General features: G+C 50.7%; 15 protein-coding genes. 5 read left to right on the top strand and 10 right to left on the bottom strand.

What is annotated here, in order from left to right:
* Nucleotides 1-77 precede the first annotated feature (77 nt).
* From IE076_RS16620 to IE076_RS16630, 3 genes are all read left to right on the top strand, one after another.
* A complete protein-coding gene (locus IE076_RS16620; RefSeq protein WP_189437905.1) occupies nucleotides 78-404 on the top strand; it encodes an ArsR/SmtB family transcription factor in 327 nt (108 codons plus the stop codon).
* Nucleotides 405-447: 43 nt separating this feature from the next.
* On the top strand, nucleotides 448-1,497 hold the full coding sequence (arsB, locus tag IE076_RS16625) for an ACR3 family arsenite efflux transporter (protein ID WP_189437906.1): 1,050 nt from the start codon (nucleotides 448-450) through the stop codon (nucleotides 1,495-1,497).
* Nucleotides 1,498-1,596: 99 nt separating this feature from the next.
* A complete protein-coding gene (locus IE076_RS16630) occupies nucleotides 1,597-2,109 on the top strand; it encodes an NUDIX hydrolase (protein WP_189437907.1) in 513 nt (170 codons plus the stop codon).
* Here IE076_RS16630 and repC read toward each other — a convergent pair.
* The 3 genes from repC to repA form a co-directional block, all read right to left on the bottom strand.
* The gene (gene repC / locus IE076_RS16635; protein WP_189437908.1) at nucleotides 2,088-3,389 is read right to left on the bottom strand and encodes a plasmid replication protein RepC; all 1,302 of its coding nucleotides are present in this window, start codon (nucleotides 3,387-3,389) and stop codon (nucleotides 2,088-2,090) included. The two genes, IE076_RS16630 and repC, sit on opposite strands and share 22 nt — an antisense overlap.
* Nucleotides 3,390-3,642: 253 nt before the next feature.
* A complete protein-coding gene (repB, locus tag IE076_RS16640; protein ID WP_189437909.1) occupies nucleotides 3,643-4,716 on the bottom strand; it encodes a plasmid partitioning protein RepB in 1,074 nt (357 codons plus the stop codon).
* Nucleotides 4,713-5,933 (bottom strand): plasmid partitioning protein RepA, encoded by a 1,221-nt coding sequence (repA, locus tag IE076_RS16645; protein WP_189437910.1) that lies wholly within the window; start codon nucleotides 5,931-5,933, stop codon nucleotides 4,713-4,715. The genes repB and repA overlap by 4 nt, the downstream gene beginning before the upstream one ends.
* An 839-nt stretch (nucleotides 5,934-6,772) precedes the next feature.
* On the opposite strand from repA, the gene IE076_RS16650 reads away from it, so the two are divergent.
* Nucleotides 6,773-7,480, top strand: coding sequence for a GntR family transcriptional regulator (locus IE076_RS16650; RefSeq protein ID WP_209009202.1), 708 nt, complete (start codon nucleotides 6,773-6,775; stop codon nucleotides 7,478-7,480).
* A gap of 186 nt (nucleotides 7,481-7,666) precedes the next feature.
* Here IE076_RS16650 and IE076_RS16655 read toward each other — a convergent pair whose 3' ends face one another.
* The 7 genes from IE076_RS16655 to IE076_RS16685 are packed head-to-tail and all read right to left on the bottom strand — an operon-like array spanning nucleotide 7,667 to nucleotide 15,196.
* Nucleotides 7,667-8,413 carry a formyltransferase family protein gene (locus IE076_RS16655; protein ID WP_189437911.1) on the bottom strand — a complete coding sequence of 249 codons (747 nt, stop codon included), beginning with the start codon at nucleotides 8,411-8,413 and terminating at the stop codon, nucleotides 7,667-7,669.
* 13 nt (nucleotides 8,414-8,426) lie between these two features.
* Nucleotides 8,427-9,725, bottom strand: coding sequence for a capsular biosynthesis protein (locus IE076_RS16660; RefSeq protein ID WP_189437912.1), 1,299 nt, complete (start codon nucleotides 9,723-9,725; stop codon nucleotides 8,427-8,429).
* Entirely contained in the window at nucleotides 9,722-11,026 is a 1,305-nt protein-coding gene (locus IE076_RS16665) for a capsule polysaccharide biogenesis protein (protein WP_189437913.1), read from the bottom strand. The genes IE076_RS16660 and IE076_RS16665 overlap by 4 nt, the downstream gene beginning before the upstream one ends.
* A gap of 15 nt (nucleotides 11,027-11,041) precedes the next feature.
* Complete coding sequence (locus IE076_RS16670) at nucleotides 11,042-11,698, bottom strand: ABC transporter ATP-binding protein (RefSeq protein WP_189437914.1); 657 nt, start codon at nucleotides 11,696-11,698, stop codon at nucleotides 11,042-11,044.
* Nucleotides 11,698-12,465: an ABC transporter permease gene (locus IE076_RS16675; protein ID WP_189437915.1), complete on the bottom strand. Its 768-nt coding sequence runs from the start codon at nucleotides 12,463-12,465 to the stop codon at nucleotides 11,698-11,700. The genes IE076_RS16670 and IE076_RS16675 overlap by 1 nt, the downstream gene beginning before the upstream one ends.
* A gap of 10 nt (nucleotides 12,466-12,475) precedes the next feature.
* On the bottom strand, nucleotides 12,476-14,002 hold the full coding sequence (locus IE076_RS16680) for a KpsE/RkpR family capsule polysaccharide export protein (protein WP_209009203.1): 1,527 nt from the start codon (nucleotides 14,000-14,002) through the stop codon (nucleotides 12,476-12,478).
* 12 nt (nucleotides 14,003-14,014) lie between these two features.
* Entirely contained in the window at nucleotides 14,015-15,196 is a 1,182-nt protein-coding gene (locus tag IE076_RS16685; protein ID WP_189437916.1) for a polysaccharide biosynthesis/export family protein, read from the bottom strand.
* Nucleotides 15,197-15,336: 140 nt separating this feature from the next.
* On the opposite strand from IE076_RS16685, the gene IE076_RS16690 reads away from it, so the two are divergent.
* The gene (locus IE076_RS16690; RefSeq protein WP_209009204.1) at nucleotides 15,337-16,209 is read left to right on the top strand and encodes an SDR family NAD(P)-dependent oxidoreductase; all 873 of its coding nucleotides are present in this window, start codon (nucleotides 15,337-15,339) and stop codon (nucleotides 16,207-16,209) included.
* Nucleotides 16,210-16,220: the final 11 nt, after the last annotated feature.

Genomic DNA, 16,220 nt, shown 5'->3' on the forward strand with positions numbered 1-16,220 from the left:
AGCTGTCAACACAGAAATACCTTGCCAACCGATTACCATCAGAGTATATCGTTGATCGACGATATACGAGATCCAAAATGACAGACCACAGCTGTGTAACCGAATTTGCACCTACCTCATTAAATGAGGAGGAAGAAGAAAAACTGGCAATACAGGCGAAAGCACTGGCGCACCCCGCTCGTGTTCGCCTGCTCAAAATCATGGCTGCTCAACCGGGCTGCGTGGGCGGCGACCTTGTCAATTCAATCGGACTGGCACAATCCACCGTGTCCGAACATCTTCGTATTCTTAAGGATGCAGGCTTCATATTGGCGGAGGCCCAACGTCCGCGGGTTTGCTATTCAGTCAATAGAACCGAATTGAAGAGCTTCAGCCATCTCTTCGGAAAAAGCTTCTCGCTCTAATATTTGCCTAAATAAATCGTCGATCGACGATATAGGAGAAACAATGGGAACTTTCGAACGCTACCTGTCCGTCTGGGTCGGTCTTGCGATGGCCTTAGGGGTAGGGGCAGGGCTCCTCCAACCGGGCCTTTTTCAATTCATCGGTGACCTACAGGTTGGGGGCATCAACCTGATCATCGCAGTGCTCATCTGGTTGATGATCTACCCAATGATGGTGCAGGTTGAATTCAGCGAAGTCCGCCACTGCTTCGCAAAACCGAGGGGTCTGATCGTAACACTTGCGATGAACTGGCTGGTCAAACCGTTCACCATGGCAGCGCTGGCCGTACTCTTCATGCGTTACCTGTTCGCCACCTTCATCGCACCCGACCTGGCTGACCAATACATCGCCGGTATGATCCTGCTTGGCGTTGCACCGTGTACGGCTATGGTATTTGTCTGGTCGTACCTGACCAAGGGCAATGCAAGTTACACCGTGGCTCAGGTCGCTACCAACGATCTGATCATGATATTTGCATTTGCGCCAATCGCAGCATTTTTGCTTGGTGTCTCTGACATCATCGTGCCGTGGGATGTACTGCTGATCTCAACTGCATTGTTCGTGGCACTGCCATTGGGGGCAGGGTGGTTGACCCGAAGTGCTCTCAAGGACCAGGAACACCTTACTTCCTTCAGCAACAATATGAAGCCGTTTTCAATTGCGGGACTTGTTGGCACAGTCTTCCTATTGTTCGGTCTTCAGGCCGACAACATTATCGCCTCGCCAGGCGATATCGTTTTGATCGCGATCCCGCTGCTTATCCAAACCGTCCTGATATTCTACGTGACGTACCTTTGGATGAAGAAGTGGCGCCAACCGCATAACGTAGCTGCACCCGGTGCCATGATTGGTGCCTCCAACTTCTTTGAGCTGGCTGTCGCGGTTGCTATCAGCCTCTTCGGCGTAACCTCGGGCGCTGCTCTGGCGACCATTGTTGGCGTACTCGTTGAAGTTCCGGTAATGCTAGCTTTAGTGGCTTACGCAAACCGGACGCGTAACCAGTTCACTGAGGATACTGTGGTCGATGGATCGCCATTTCGGTCCAACCCATAAGACAGAGGGCAGGGGAGTGGTTTCCTGCCTTTCCCCTCAGGTGGATTTTTAACTATCTACCGATACTCTGGCTCTTCAATTATTTTCAAAGAGCCTATTATGTCCCAAGTTCCAGTTTTCTGCCAAGCAACCACGGTTTTCCTGATCGACAAGAATTCTGAAGAGCCGCAGGTTTTATTATTCCGCCGCCTTGATCCCCCGGCAAACACATGGGGCCAGGTTGCCGGAGCAATTGAAGCAGATGAGACAGCCTGGCAAGCCGCGCTTCGTGAAGTGAGAGAAGAAACCGGTATTATTCTTGACGAGCTCTGGTCTGCCGACGCTGACATCCGGTTCTACGTGCCCGAAAAAAACAGCTTCTCAATAATCCCTGTCTTTGTCGCTCATATTTCCCACGATACTCCCATCAAACTCAACGGCGAACATGATGCCTATCAGTGGTTCTCTTTTGCCGATGCAAAAGCTCTGGTAAGTTTCCCCGGTCAACGCCGCATGCTTGAGCTAATCGAAGAAGAATTCATCCACCGGACCCCAACGCCGCACCTTCGCATCAACCTATCCCAATCAGACGAAGATGACGGCTCCGATCTTTACGCCAGAGCCAGCCCATAAAGCGATTTGTGCAGCGCGAGTTTGCCATCTTTTGCCCGGTCAACACAGGCGCGGAAATATCCGGCAGGGCGCGAAATGCCCTCCGGATCGCGCAGGGTTTTTTCAACAGTCACGACCAGAACAGCGGCGGCCATTTTCTCGCCAAGGACCAAAATCGCCTGTTTCCAGCCATCTTCGGACAGGCCAATCGCCAATCGCATCTGTTCTGCGGACTGGGAAAGATCAAACCAGCTTGAGAACGACATGCCCAGCATATCCTGGGTCTCAGTTGTCGCGCTATCAATCAAACCAATGGAAATTGCAGAAAGATGATCGCTGAGACCCGCGTTTAATTGGGAACCTTGCTGCGCTACACCTTGCGTCGGCTTTAGTGACTTGGCAGGGAATTTGCTTGATTGGTCTTTTTCAAGAGCAATTTCTAAAGCTTCGTTAGAAGCGACTTTGGTATTTAAGTAGCCATCGGTAGATGGCTGCCGTTGTATACTATTTTTAGGAGTCTGATGGGTTGTAATATTATAAGGGGTGACATCAATGTCATGGTCGCCTGACATTTGAGCATATTCATTTGAATAGGTTGGGGTTTCGGCCACCTCTTCACTGTGCTCAGCAAGCTCTGTTACCACCACTTCATAGAGCTTTGTGATTTTTTCAGACCGCTCTACAACCAGCATTGGCGTTTCCATAAGAGCGTTAAGTTCTGTCAAAAACGCCTCACAGTCGGCCCCTTCGCTTTGCCCGGTACGGCAAGCATCGATGATTGCACGCGACAGCCGGTTGACCGTACGTTTGGCCTCCTGCTCTGCACGGACCCGTGCCTGAAATTCATTACCAATCCGCTTGATCTCTTCAACGCGCTGGCGCGCTGGAGAAAAGTCAAACCCGTATCCGCGGTCAATCTCGCCGCTGGCATCATTGCGATAGATAAAGCGGCGGCCGGTTGAGCTATCGCGGTAGGCCAGGATTCCCACTTCAACAAGTCGCTTGATGGCCCGGATCACAGTACGCGTGGAGCGACATACATATTCGGCAAGCTTGTCATTGGAAATCGCGACCAACGGACGGCGGTCCTGTTTCCAGTCATCAGCCCGTGTCAGCCCGATCAGAATATCTAGAATATGATAGGCGGTTCCGTCGATCCCCAGGGCAGGGGCCGCCTTTTTAAGAGTGATCGCCACCTCGGCCTTTGTCGTTTTGACAATGTCATTAGCCAGTGCCAGACGCTGGCTCTCCAACATGGCGGGTGTCATTTTGCGGAAAGACGCAACACCGGTGCTTTGCATAGCAAACCCATTCACCCAAGAAAATCCGGGGTGTTATCCAAGTGAAATTGGGGATTTAGCGCCCGAAAAAGCAAAAATGCGCCACAAAGGGATTCAAGAAAGCATTGCTGACTTGATTCGCACGGTGCGTTCGTCGTAGGATGTTCGTGCTAAAGAAGGTCCTCGACGAGTGCTATTCACTCTCTTGGGCGACGATTTCAGGGCCTTGCTGATTGCCGTCAGCAGGGCCTTTCGTCTTTAAGGGGCTACACCATCAGGCATCCTCCCCCTTCGTCTCTTCGAATTCGGCAATTAGTGCCGGCATCTGCTTCAGCAAAAACGCGCCGAAATCACTCTTCGTTTTACTGTCAACGGAGAACACCGTTGCTTTGTCTGTCCGCTTAACGAGCACGTGCTTGTTGCCAAGCCACTCAGAATTCTTCGTTTTGCGGGTATGTGCCGCAACAGCGACCTCACCATCGCGGGAGGCCGACTTGATTTCCAATTCAGCTGGCGTTTCCTGCAAGAGCTGGAGCACCTCACTAAAACGCTCATCACTGTGCAGCTCGAGAAACGAATCCAGCCCGAACAGCGAATTGACGGCTTTCTCATGGTTTGGCGCAAGCTTTCCATCATGGAAGAAACTGGCCATCTCTTCCCAACGTGGCCGGCCGATTTTTGGCGCAGGCCCGATCACACGCAAAAACTCCTCAGGCATAGTTGCCGCAAGCTTGCGGAGTTTGGAAACCAGAGATTTGTCCTTGCCAATCGCTTTAACAATCATTGTCTGCGGGTAGTCTTGCGCGAGGCGGAACACGAACAGACACGTTTCAATGAAGCTCAGGTCCTTGCGCTCATGGTTTTCTTGCCCCTGAGCCACCAGTAATTCTTCATCAGAAAGCTCTTTGATGACACCGCGGACTGGCTTGCCCAGAGCACGGCAGGCTTTCCAACGACGGTGACCGTAGGCAATCTGGTAAATGCCAGCTTGATCCGGAGCAGGGCGCACCAGAATGGGAACCTGCTGCCCCGTCTCCGCGATAGATTCCTTGAGGGCTTCAAAGGCCGGATCAAATGCCACTTCCATGCGGTCTGCCACGAAGGACGGCTGCACCTGTTCCGGGTCAAGCTCCACCACATTTACGGAGGAGGCCATTTGGGAGTTGAGTGTTTTCAACTCTTCGCGCAGCTTGTCGCGTTCATCCTTGATCAAGTTGATCTCGGCAGCGCCGATTGCTCCAGAAGACATGCGCGGGCGCGGCGCAGTTGCATCGGCAACAAGGCCAGCCATGCCACCACCTGAAAACAGGGTGTCTAGTGCGTTTTTCCGGTCCTTAGCTTTGTTCATAGCGGTCGTCCCCAAGAGTTGCGGAGAAGATCTTCAATTTCGCGGTTCACGGAGTCCATGGATTCAAGCGCACGCTTCAGCGTTTCGCGGCCAATGGCTCCCGGCTCCAACTCATAGAGTGATTTCTTTTCAAGTCCTGCATTGGCAACCGCTGTGGAGTCCAGAGCAGGTGCTGTCAGTACGTCCTCACCAAACAACGCCCGCATCAACCCGACAACACGGGTTTGCGGACTATCATTTGGATTGTGACGGGTCACCAGGAACCGCATCCAGTCCAGGTTCATCTCTCCGCCATTGTTCTCAATCACACCCATCAGGTCAGAGCTCATGCCAAGAAACTGATTGCAGCTTGCAAGGTCGAGCATTTGAGGGTGCAATGTGATCAACAATCCGGTGGAAGCAAACAGCGCGCCAAGTGTGAGAAATCCCAGTTGCGGCGGGCAATCAATCACGACAACATCGTAGTCCGCATCCACTTCGCTTAGCACGTTACGGATACGGCGGAAGAAGATGTTTTCACCGGTAGACGCCCCGGACGCGATGGCGGTGGGCACAATGTGCTCAAACTCAGCCAACTCAAGGTTGGCCGGAACCAGATCCAGATTATCAAAATACGTCGGGCGGATCACTTCGCTCAGTGTGCGGCGGCCTTCATCGTATCGAAGTGCGCCAAATAAGGTAGAATTCGGCTCAACGTCAAACTCCGGCTGCACGCCAAACATGGCAGAAAGCGAAGCTTGCGGATCCAGATCAATGGCCAGCACGCGATAACCGCGCAGGGCCAGATAATGTGCCAGATGAGTGCTGGTTGTGGTTTTTGCCGAGCCACCTTTGAAATTTGCGCAGGCAATCACTTGCAAACGCTCACCCGGACGGCGACGCGGCAGAATATTGACCGCTTCATCACCCTTTTTACGCGCAGCGAGCACTTCACGGATCGCGTTGATCTGCTCCAGAGTGTAACTGCGACGCCCATTGGCAAGACGGGTCGGTGTTGGCCCTTCTCCATCCAGATCCAACTGGCGAATGGTACTTTCAGAAACGCCGATCAGCCGCGCAACATCCACTGAAGAGAATGAACGCAGAGCTTTGTTGGCTTCTGGCGGATAAAGCTCCTGCCTCAACCGGTGCAGCTGGCCAGATAGGAGCTGCGAATAACGGGAGATCTTCTCAGACGGAGTTTCCTCACGTAAAAGAGTGTTGTTGCCGTATTCCACTTCGCTTCGCCCTCAAACGGTTCTAGTCATCTACAAACGGAAAGTGCGCCAATTTGGTCTGTGTTTGCGTCGAAAGGGTAACTGACCTGCACTTCAGTTCAATCCCTTTTTGCGTAATACCTGCCATCACTCAGGCGTTTTAGTCCGTTTTTTGGCGTTTTCATTTTTATTTTCAATGACTTAAAAGTTATTTGCGCCGGCAAAACAACAAGTGCATAAAATCGATCAAACAACCGATCTGTTTCCCAAGAAACGATCTTCCTGTACTGAATGGACCGACTCACTCTCCCTCTCACTGATTCTCTTAAGCTCGTCTTCAGCAGTAACACGGCGCAGAGCAGGGGGAATAAGTTTTGCAAACCACCCTAGGAAGACTGAGGTATTTGGCACGCATCCAGGGCATATCTTGCTAAGGCACAACTGGATTCCACTTGTGGCGATAAGTAGCTTCAACCGGAAATTCAGTTAGCAACCCAAGTTGAGTATAGTTGAAATTATTTTATTAAAATATCGGCTTAAATCAGCTTACCAATAGGGAACTCTAAGTAAGAGTGGCGCACATACTCGATGAAACTGAGTGCACTTGCACAATCTTCCAAAAACAATCGATAATACGGCATCTTTTTCCATGAAATGTGCTCGTTTTATTGGAAAGTTATGCCGCAGCTTCGCAATTTAATTGCTTTTATAGTTCAGATATTGTTTTACAATTGGGAGAATGAACCGGCCAGACCGTATTGCAATTGAACTTGGCCTAAAAACAGAGCTGATGATCTAGTTTCCATATCCAAAAAGAGAAACGCCAAATTGCATAGATAATAATTGTAAGGCAGATAACTTTGAAAATAGAGGATACATTAGAAAGAGCCGCACCATCGGTCACTGCACAAAACGCCCCGTCCTCCGCCTCTCTCATCGACAGGGCCTATGCGCAACTGCGCGCGGCAATCTTGTCTGGCCAGCTTGAGCCAGGCAGCAAACTACGCATCCGCGAAATGTGCAGTACATTTGATGTCGGGCCAACACCTGTACGTGAAGCACTGTCCCGCCTGGTGTCTCAGGGGCTGGTTGCCACTCAATCTCATAAGGGATTCTATATCCCGGAGCTCTCGAAAACCGAGTTTGAGGACATTATTGAGCAGCGCCGCCTGATTGAAAGCGCAACGGTTCGAACTGCCGTTGAAAAGGGCGACACGCAGTGGCGCGAAAGTGTCCTTGATGCGTACCATACCTTGCAGGAGATTGAGCGCACCTGGCAAACTTCACGCCGTGATTTCTGGAATGAATGGGAAGAAGCCAACCGCGTCTTTCATATGACACTGGTTGATGGCGCTGGCTCCAGCTGGGCAAGCCGCTTCCTGTACATGTTGCATGACCAGTGTACGCGCTACCGCGCTGCCATGCACCGCACAGGCTTCATTCCCGAGGGCGTCCAGGATGACCACAGCCAGCTGATCAATGCAGTGCGAACAGGAGACGGCGCTCTCGCCGCCGAAACGATCAAAACACACCTTGATCGCTTGCCGACACTTCCACTGCCATTCTAGGGCGCAGCGCCAAAAAATGGTTGCCGGTGAGGGACTAGCTCTCCCACCGCAATCCCTCAGGCTGCAACAAAGCGAACTCAAGCAACTCCGATCGGCTTTACCGACAAATTCCCCGTCTCTAAGATACTCTCGAGATCAACGCAGCCCGAGTTGTGCGACTGGAAGGTGAGGGTGCGCATAAGTTAACTAGAGCCTGTTGCCACGCGCCAGAAATTTCAGAACTTCCATATTGGTGGGCCAACTGTGATAGCACCCGGCCTGTTCATCTGGAGTAGGCGGGCACTCATTCGTACCCAAAAAATGTGAGGCTACGAGTTGGCCTGTATTACTGAAGAGTTCCAGATTGGTGCGAAACAGTGTTCTTTTGTTAGGTACCACCGTTGTTTCCGCTAGTACCTTACCTGCATCGATCCTCTGAATACTCTCATGGAGGCTCACAGTAAAAGCCTTTTCATTCGCCAGAATCCCATGAAAAACCGGATCTGGTCCCTTGTAGAGCGGCAGTTTACCGGGATGAATATTGTAGGTCTTACCAGAATACCGCTCAAAAAACGGACTGCGCAAAATCTGCCCCAGATGAACTGTCAGGATCAGATCCGGTTTGCATTTCTGGATAAAATTCAGTGTTCGCACCGCACTCACGTCATTGGTCCGCTGAACAGGACATTGCAAGCTATGAGCCCAGGTACGCATACTTTGCCATCTGGGAACATGCGGCATCCGGTAGGCGGGTTTTGTCACCGCTCCCAGATATGCCGCGTACAGCGGGCCAGAGCGAAGCACAAGGTCTTTGTATGCGCGCCAGTCGTTTCGCTTGCCAACAACAGCTGCGCACTTCACTAGACCACAGATTTCGAACTCCGGGTAAGCAAGCAAAGAATGCAGAGCAGCATCCGTGTAGACACTGGCGTTAGAAATAAGACAGATCCGCATGGATACTCCGCACTTACACAAAATGGTCGTATGTTACGCCCATTTTGCGAGCCTTCGCCAGCCTCGGCGGTTCCATTCGCTTCATCCGGTGCTCTGTGTAGGAAGTGGTCAGGATTTTCTCTGCCGTCCCCTTCGCAGCTGCCTCAAGACCATCCGCATTATACAGCGTACCCCGCACTTGGATGGTAGCTTTCAAGGCCTCGACGAATTTCTGGAAGACCTCTGGCTCCGGTGGTGTGGCCGAGCACCAAAAATCTTCCCAGTCGCCTTGATGCGTCAGTCCATCCATATCGTAGATCGTTGGCAATATGCAGCAGGTCGGCACACCATATTCGAGCGCTTCAATCCCTGCTGAGCTATTAATGGTCAGCATGCCCAAGGATGGCTCGGCAAGTTCCTTGATTGTCTGACCATGAATAAGCAGCGTACGCTCTTCAACGCCATGTTTCCGGCTTGCCGCAACAATGGCGCGTGAAAGTTCCTTAAAGCGGTACTCCAGCGGATGGCTCTTGAACAGTAGAGATGTTCCTTCAGGAGCGTTGCGGGCAAAGGAGGCGATCACCTTCTCAATCGCCTCATAAATGCTGCCAAACGGGGAGTGATCGCGTATCTGGAAGTCTCCATTCAGCTGCAGAGCGAACAGGTAATAAGACGTGCCACTGCGCTTCAACCCATCCCAAATAACATCAGCTTCCTTCTTTCGTTGCTTGGCCTGCAAACGTGCTTTCAGCCAACCACCATAGACCTGCACACGGGATTCGGTGCGATGATTTCGGTAATGCGGAAACTTGCGGGCATGAATAGCGTTGAAGAGGGTAAAGCCCAGTTCCTGCAGTACAATCTGCTTGTAGCTGCCCGGGTAGCGAAGCTGAGATGTATCCTCGGTCACCGGGAAATCAAGTGCCATCAGTTCCTGTTTGGTCTGCGGAAAATGGGAGAGCGCAGAACAACCACCGTACTCAACCGTCATCCAGTCTGGTCGCAGGTAGCCCAGTTCCGTGGCAATGATGTTCACATCCAGACGTTTTGCAACTCCAATGGCAATCTTATGATAGTAGCGCCGGTCTCCATGAAGCAGGATATCAGTGACCCCGTTCGCAACAATCAGGGCTTCCAGGAAGAGCGCCCAATTCTCTGGAGGCTCAGAGAACCGAACAGCGTCCGTATGCTCCCAATCATGGACGTCACTCCCGCAAAAATGAACCTTGAGCGTCTTGGTACCCAGCTCCTCCAAGTAATGCGCAGTGCGCGCGTAATACTTTGAAAGTGGGCCTTGCAGCAGCAAAACGCAGCGATTGTTCTGTGAAGTCATTTGTCACCCCAGTAACAATCCGCAAAAAGGGGCACACCAGCGGCTTTGGCTGCAGCCAGTCGTGGCGGTGTTTCAACATACGCACCATGCCCATTGACACGATTATTCAAGATGCGCTGTACAAACTCTTCAGCCGCGATCTTTCGCCCTTCGCGATTAAAGAAGCTGCCCCGAACTTGAATTGTATGCCCCATAAGCTTTTCCAGATCGTGATAAAGGTCAGCGTCTGGCTGAACTGGATCCTTCCAAAAGTCCTCCAAAGATCGCTGGTCCGTCAATCCGGCAATATCATAGACTGCAATCCCCATGGCCTTCACGGGCACACCGATCTTCAGGGCTTCCATACCCACGGTGCTGTTCACAAGCACACACCCCTGCGAATGCTTTAAAAGCTTATTCAGGTCGCCGCCATCAATAATAAGTGTACGCTCCAGACAACCAAAATCAGCAGCTATACTACGGATGACATTCGGCCAGTCTTCCACATTGTTGTCAAAGGGGTGGAGCTTGAACACCAACTTACTATCAGTCGACGCGCTGCGCGTAAACGTACTGTAAATCTCACGAATGAAGGTGGACAGATGCTTATACGGGGAGTGATGCCGGATCTGGTAGTCCCCTTGCATCTGCATCGGAACGACAAAATAGTTGGCCTGTTCTTCCACAAGCCTCTCTATGACGTCCTCCGCCTCGCACCCAAGGCGTTTTTGACGGATCAACCGCGGAATATAGCTAAAGTAATCCTGAAAGGGGTGGTAATAGCGATCACGCTGATAAAACGGAAACAGATACGGGAAGAAAACAGGGATGAGGTTGCAAATCACCTCATTGGTTGCCTCTTGCAAAAACGCATGCGGAAACCGGCCAGCGGGTTCCAAAGGAGGCAGCTCGGCAGCACCTTGTTTTATCTGCTCAGGATCTGTTGGATAGTGCGAATATACGCCCATCCCTCCACGCTCAAGCGTGATCCAATCCGGGCGCATGTAACCAAACTCATAAGCAAAGGTGTTGATCCCACGCTTCATGGCCACATCATGAGCTATCCGATGATAGGGTCGCCGGTCGCTATAATAGAGAATATCTGTGATCGCATTTTCATCGATCAGCTTCTCCAGCGAACTACGCCAGCTCTTCAAACGCCCCCAATAATTCTTCGCGCCCAAACCAACACGGAAGTACCAGTCACTGAGCGAAAAATTGACAATAACGCACCGGGCGCCCTGCGTTTCAAACGCCTTTACAAGCCCCCGACAGAAAGCAGAGGGGTGCGATTGTAGAATAAGAATCGTGCGGGTTGTCATATTACCTAGGTCCAGCTACTTGAGCTGGTTCTTGCGATGTTGAGCGAGCGCTTCATCGACAGAGTCATACATTGTCAACTCCCCTTCATGCAGAAGGCATGCGGCGTCGCAGAGCTTCTTGATTGCTGACTCGGCGTGGGAGATCATGATGATGTTTGCGTGTTTAAGCTTTGTCTCAAAGACTTTGTCGCATTTTCGTTTAAAACGCGCGTCACCAACTGCAGTAATTTCGTCGATCAGATAACATTCAAAGTTCACCGCCATACTGACTCCGAATGCAAGACGCGCCTTCATCCCGCTCGAGTATGTCTTGATCGGAAGTGACATGGATGCACCGAGTTCAGAGAAATCCTCCACAAATTGCACCATTCGTTCGGTGTCTTCACCATACATCCGTGCTACGAAGCGAACGTTTTCGATGCCGGTCATCTTTCCAGCAAATCCACCCTTAAAACCAAGTGGCCAAGAAACTTTCACGTTTCGTTTAATCTTCCCGCTATCCGGTAACTCTGCTCCGGCAATCAAGCGCATCAGCGTCGATTTGCCTGCACCATTGTGACCGAGAATCCCAATATTTTTCCCACTGGGGAACCGAGCCGTCAGCCCTTTAAGGATCGTCTTGGTAACACCCTTAAGGTGATACGTTTTCCGTACATCCTGAAATTCAATCATCAGAAAGACTTCTTTCGATAGAGACGTTCACCTAAGAAACCAAAGAGAAGCAAGACTAACGCGCAAGTCAGAAGATATGATTTACTCAAGACAACACTATTATAGTTTGAATAGTAGCCCTCACGAAACCACTCGACGCCATGCAACACCGGATTCCAAGATAATAATTTCACTATGTGCGTTGGAAAGTCACTGGGAACATAAAAGATACCCGAAAGAAAGAAGAGTGGCTTGCTAATAATTGATTCGAGTTGCTTCCAGGTCGGCCACAGTCGAAATAATACAGCGTTGGATGTCCCTGCACCCAATCCAAGTAGAGTAAGTGCTCCAAATCCCATAGCGCACTGCTCAATATGAACAGGGAGTGGCGCATCATCACCGATGATTATTATGGAGAAAAACAAAACAACGATCATCAGGTAGGTCAGGACGATCAGAATATACTTGGAGATCAGTATGTCAACTTCATTGACAAGAGGATAGCTCAAGAGCCCACGACTTGAATTGATCGCGGCCATAAGTGAACTTGATAGCTTCGAATACGTTTGGAAGGGCAAAATTCCTGTTGCGAAAAACAACGCGAAGCTGGTTCCAAAAGCCGGTGATCTGCCAACACTCGAGAAAATAAAAACCAAAACCAGCGTACTGAGTGCAGGATTCACAATCGCCCAGAGATATCCGAGCTGCGTATCACCAAATGCAGTCCTAGTTTCACGAAGGACTAGCGCACCAATGACGCGCGCCTGTGTTGTGATTACACTGTCCATTCTCATCAATCTACTTAAGGTGGTCACGAATAGAATAGGTGATTACAGTCCCAAGTGCCCAGATACCAAGGAATCCAAGAAACAGTATGAGTGAATTGATTAGCCGTTTCGGATAAATTGCTTCCTGAGGCAACGAGGGCGGATTAAAGACAGCAAGATACCGCTGTTGACGATCAGCTTCAGCGCGCGAGCGCTCCAAGCCAGCAAGAGCAGCGGTGTATGCTTGTTGAGCAAACTCCTGTTCGACAACCAATTCTTCATAGTTTGCCAACAGCGAAGACAATGATGAAAGACGATCGGCCTCCCCCGCTTCCGCTTGCAGTTGCTCAGGACGTTTCCCGCCAATTTCATCGCGCTTGGTCAATATCTGTTTAACCAAAACGTCTTCCTGTTTGCGAAGTTGGCGGATCGTTGGCGAGCTTTCGTCAATTGTTCCAACAAGTGTTGCCAGACGGGATCGTGTATCCAGGAGCTGCTTTTCAAGGCCAGCAATAAGCTCGATCTGCACCTCAGCGTTTCTCGTCGGGTCGATAGAACTCTCTGTATTACGAAAGTCCTTCATACGCATCCGAACCATTTTCATTCGCAATTCAGCGCGCCGAACTTCTTCTTCTGCAAACTTCACCGCATCTCGGCGTGCATTCTGGGAAAGCGTATTCACCAACTCAGAGCTATAAGACAGAACGTGAGATGCAACGCTTTCCGCCATCTCTGGTGAGAACGCCTGAACCTCCACCTCGATAATACTCGATGTATTATCAAAGGTGATTGAGATCATATCCTGCCAGTAATTCACGAGCTCTTCGATCGGAGAGGCTGGGTCGAAACGATAGATAAAGTCTACGTTAGGATCGCTAAAGTGACTGAGAATTCCGTCGTCTTTCGCAAGTCGTTCGACAACTTCCCGCCCTTTAAGGTAATCCATCAAGATAAATGAATCAGTCGTTGTTGTACCAACGCTTGCTAGCCCTGTTAATGCTCCCAAGAAGTCACCTCCTGCGGAGGTTCCATCCATACCACGCACCGAAAAGCCGATAGTGGAGGAAAACCGTTCGGACGCAATCAATAAGAAGTAGGTTGCACCAAGCACGCTTGGAAGGACAACCATGAGCGCAAATGAAAGGGCAAGAATTCGTCGCCTAAACTGCTGAGGTCTCAAACCGCGAAAACCGAAGAGACCTTTGACCCCATCGTTACTTTCCTGCCGCGCCTTCTCGATAGGCAACTTAACAACAGATGCAACTTTTTTTATGGGCGACTTACCTTTGACAGCAGGAGCTTGCTTCTCTGGAACCTCCGGCGTCGGCTTTTCAGCGGCAGGCTTCGACGCTGCAGGTGGCATTTCTGCAACTTTTGCGGCCGTCCCTTTTTCCATGTGGGTCTTCACCTTTTTCAAATGTGCATCTAGTCGCCGAAGGAGACGCGTACTTGCTTCTCCGAATGGAAAATGGCAGAATTTAGCTAAATCATAGCATATCGACCTGAAGTGAGAAATCTTTATTAGTTTCTCAACATAAATCGCGCAGCTACTACGCAAAACTTAGCAAACTCAGAAGGCACTCGCCGTCTTACCTACAGCTAATGTTCCACTTAGAATTCTCATGAATTTGTTTAGCTCAGCCCCGTAAGCGCTGGAAACATACACCACGTCCTTGTCACGCAGTGTGAAAAGCTGCCCGCGGAAATAAGATCGCGCATCCCGCATGTTCAACCGATAGATTACAGGAATTTTTCCGGAATTAGCATCGCGGTACTCTGGCTTCAACACAGAAATAACTTCAGGATCCTCATAGCGGAAAACAAAGAGACCTTGTGAGTTGGCTGCATTCTCGTCGAGGCCACCAATTCGGCCCAACGCTTCCACAAGAGAAACATTAGATGCTTGTAGCGGGTACTCACCCACTTTTGGCACAGCACCAAAGGCTGTAAATGTCTGCGGATCATGTGTCACGAAAATACGATCACCCGGATGAACGTAGACATTTTCGTCACTCCTGAGGAATACCGTACTGAGCATTTGCTCCGCCTGACGACCTTTACGGGCGATAGACACATAACTTTCAGTAGCAGGCGCTGTGCTCCCGCCTGCATTTGCCACGACATCCAGCAATCGCTTACCGCTCAGATCCAGCGGATATTGGCCCGGTTTTTCCACGTCGCCGTTGACTGTAACCAGACTGCTCGCGTTTTGTTTTAGCGTGACGATAACCTGTGGGTTTGTCGCCTTCCTCTCGAGCGCAATCTGGAGCGCTTCCTGAAGCCGCTCGACAGATTTAGCTCGGGCATGAACCTTTCCAATATATGGTACAGTGATCGCCCCACTCTGGTTTACCACAAAAGGCCCAAGCTCTACGCCGCCAGCCTGCCCAGTGGGCGTAAAGAGCCGATCATTGCCTTGTTCCCACACAACGACGGAAACGGTGTCACCAATCCCAACGATGTGCTTTGGTGCCCACTTCCCTGCTGTAAAGACCGTGGACAATCCGATTGGCTGATACCCTGAGAGAACCGAAACGACCGTGTCATCCAAATCGATCAGATGATAGTCAAAAGGCGCCTCACGTCGATCGGAAGAGGAAGCCTCTATCTCCGCGGAAACCGGACCCGCTGCCGGAAGCGCAGCACATCCCGACAAAATCGCCAAGACTGGCGCAATTACAGCAACTGACTTAAAGAAACCTGAAGTTACTTGAAACGACCGCAATTCGGTCGAGGAGCGAAATAAATTCATAAAACTTCTGTCCATTTTGCCGCCGGGCCGACAATTCGATGCCAAATTCACCCAGTCTGAATACACCGCGTTTCATATCTCATTTAATACTAAATTTCAAACATTCTAGAACATAGCACCTCAGCTATCTGCTCTTTCCTATGGAGAAAGTGACGCTTCGAACATACTTTGAAGAAACCAACTTGCACGTTAACCATCTGTTTGCCAAAAGAAATGAAAGAACCTTATTTGGAGACAGTTGTCCGATGTTCCGACCCGAAGCGATTCTCATTACTGGGGCCAGTTCTGGATTAGGTAGAGCGCTTGCTGTCTCTTACGCGCGAGCGGGCACTACCCTTTGTTTGACTGGACGAAATGAGGAGCGGTTGCTTGAAACTGCGCGAGATGCAGAGGGTATGGGCAGTCGTGTGCTGTGGAAAGCGCTTGATATCTGTGACACAGGTGCCGTTCAAACGTGGGTCAGCGAGATTGAAGCTGACACCCCTCTTGATTTGGTAATCTCAAATGCCGGTGTTACAGGATCGCACGGCGTGGATGGAACAGTGGAAACAGCTGAGACAGCTCACGCTCAAATTGCAACCAACCTTGGCGGCACAGTCAACCTACTAACTGCCGTCGCGCCCTATATGCAGAAACGAAAGCGCGGCAACATTGCTTTGATCAGCTCGTTGGCTGGGTTACAGCCAATCTCAGATGGGCCGGCCTACGGAGCGTCGAAGGCAGGCGTGATTGCCTATGGTGAGGCGATGCGCGATCATTTGCATAAATGGGGAGTTTCTGTCACGGTGGTATGCCCAGGTTACATCCTGACACCTATGGCAGATCAGTTTAAGAGCTGGCGCCCGTATGAGTATACTGCGGAGGAAGCAGCTACCTCGATCACCAAAGCCATTGCAAAGAAGAAAGCATTTCACGCATTTCCATGGCAGTTGGCTTTGAGTATCCATATCGGGAAATTATTGCCGTGGAAGCTGCGTCGGCTGGCAAATCAGCGCTTCAATTATCAGCGCTGATTCAACTATTC

It is taken from the genome of Pseudovibrio japonicus (assembly GCF_014651595.1).
GTDB lineage: Bacteria > Pseudomonadota > Alphaproteobacteria > Rhizobiales > Stappiaceae > Pseudovibrio > Pseudovibrio japonicus.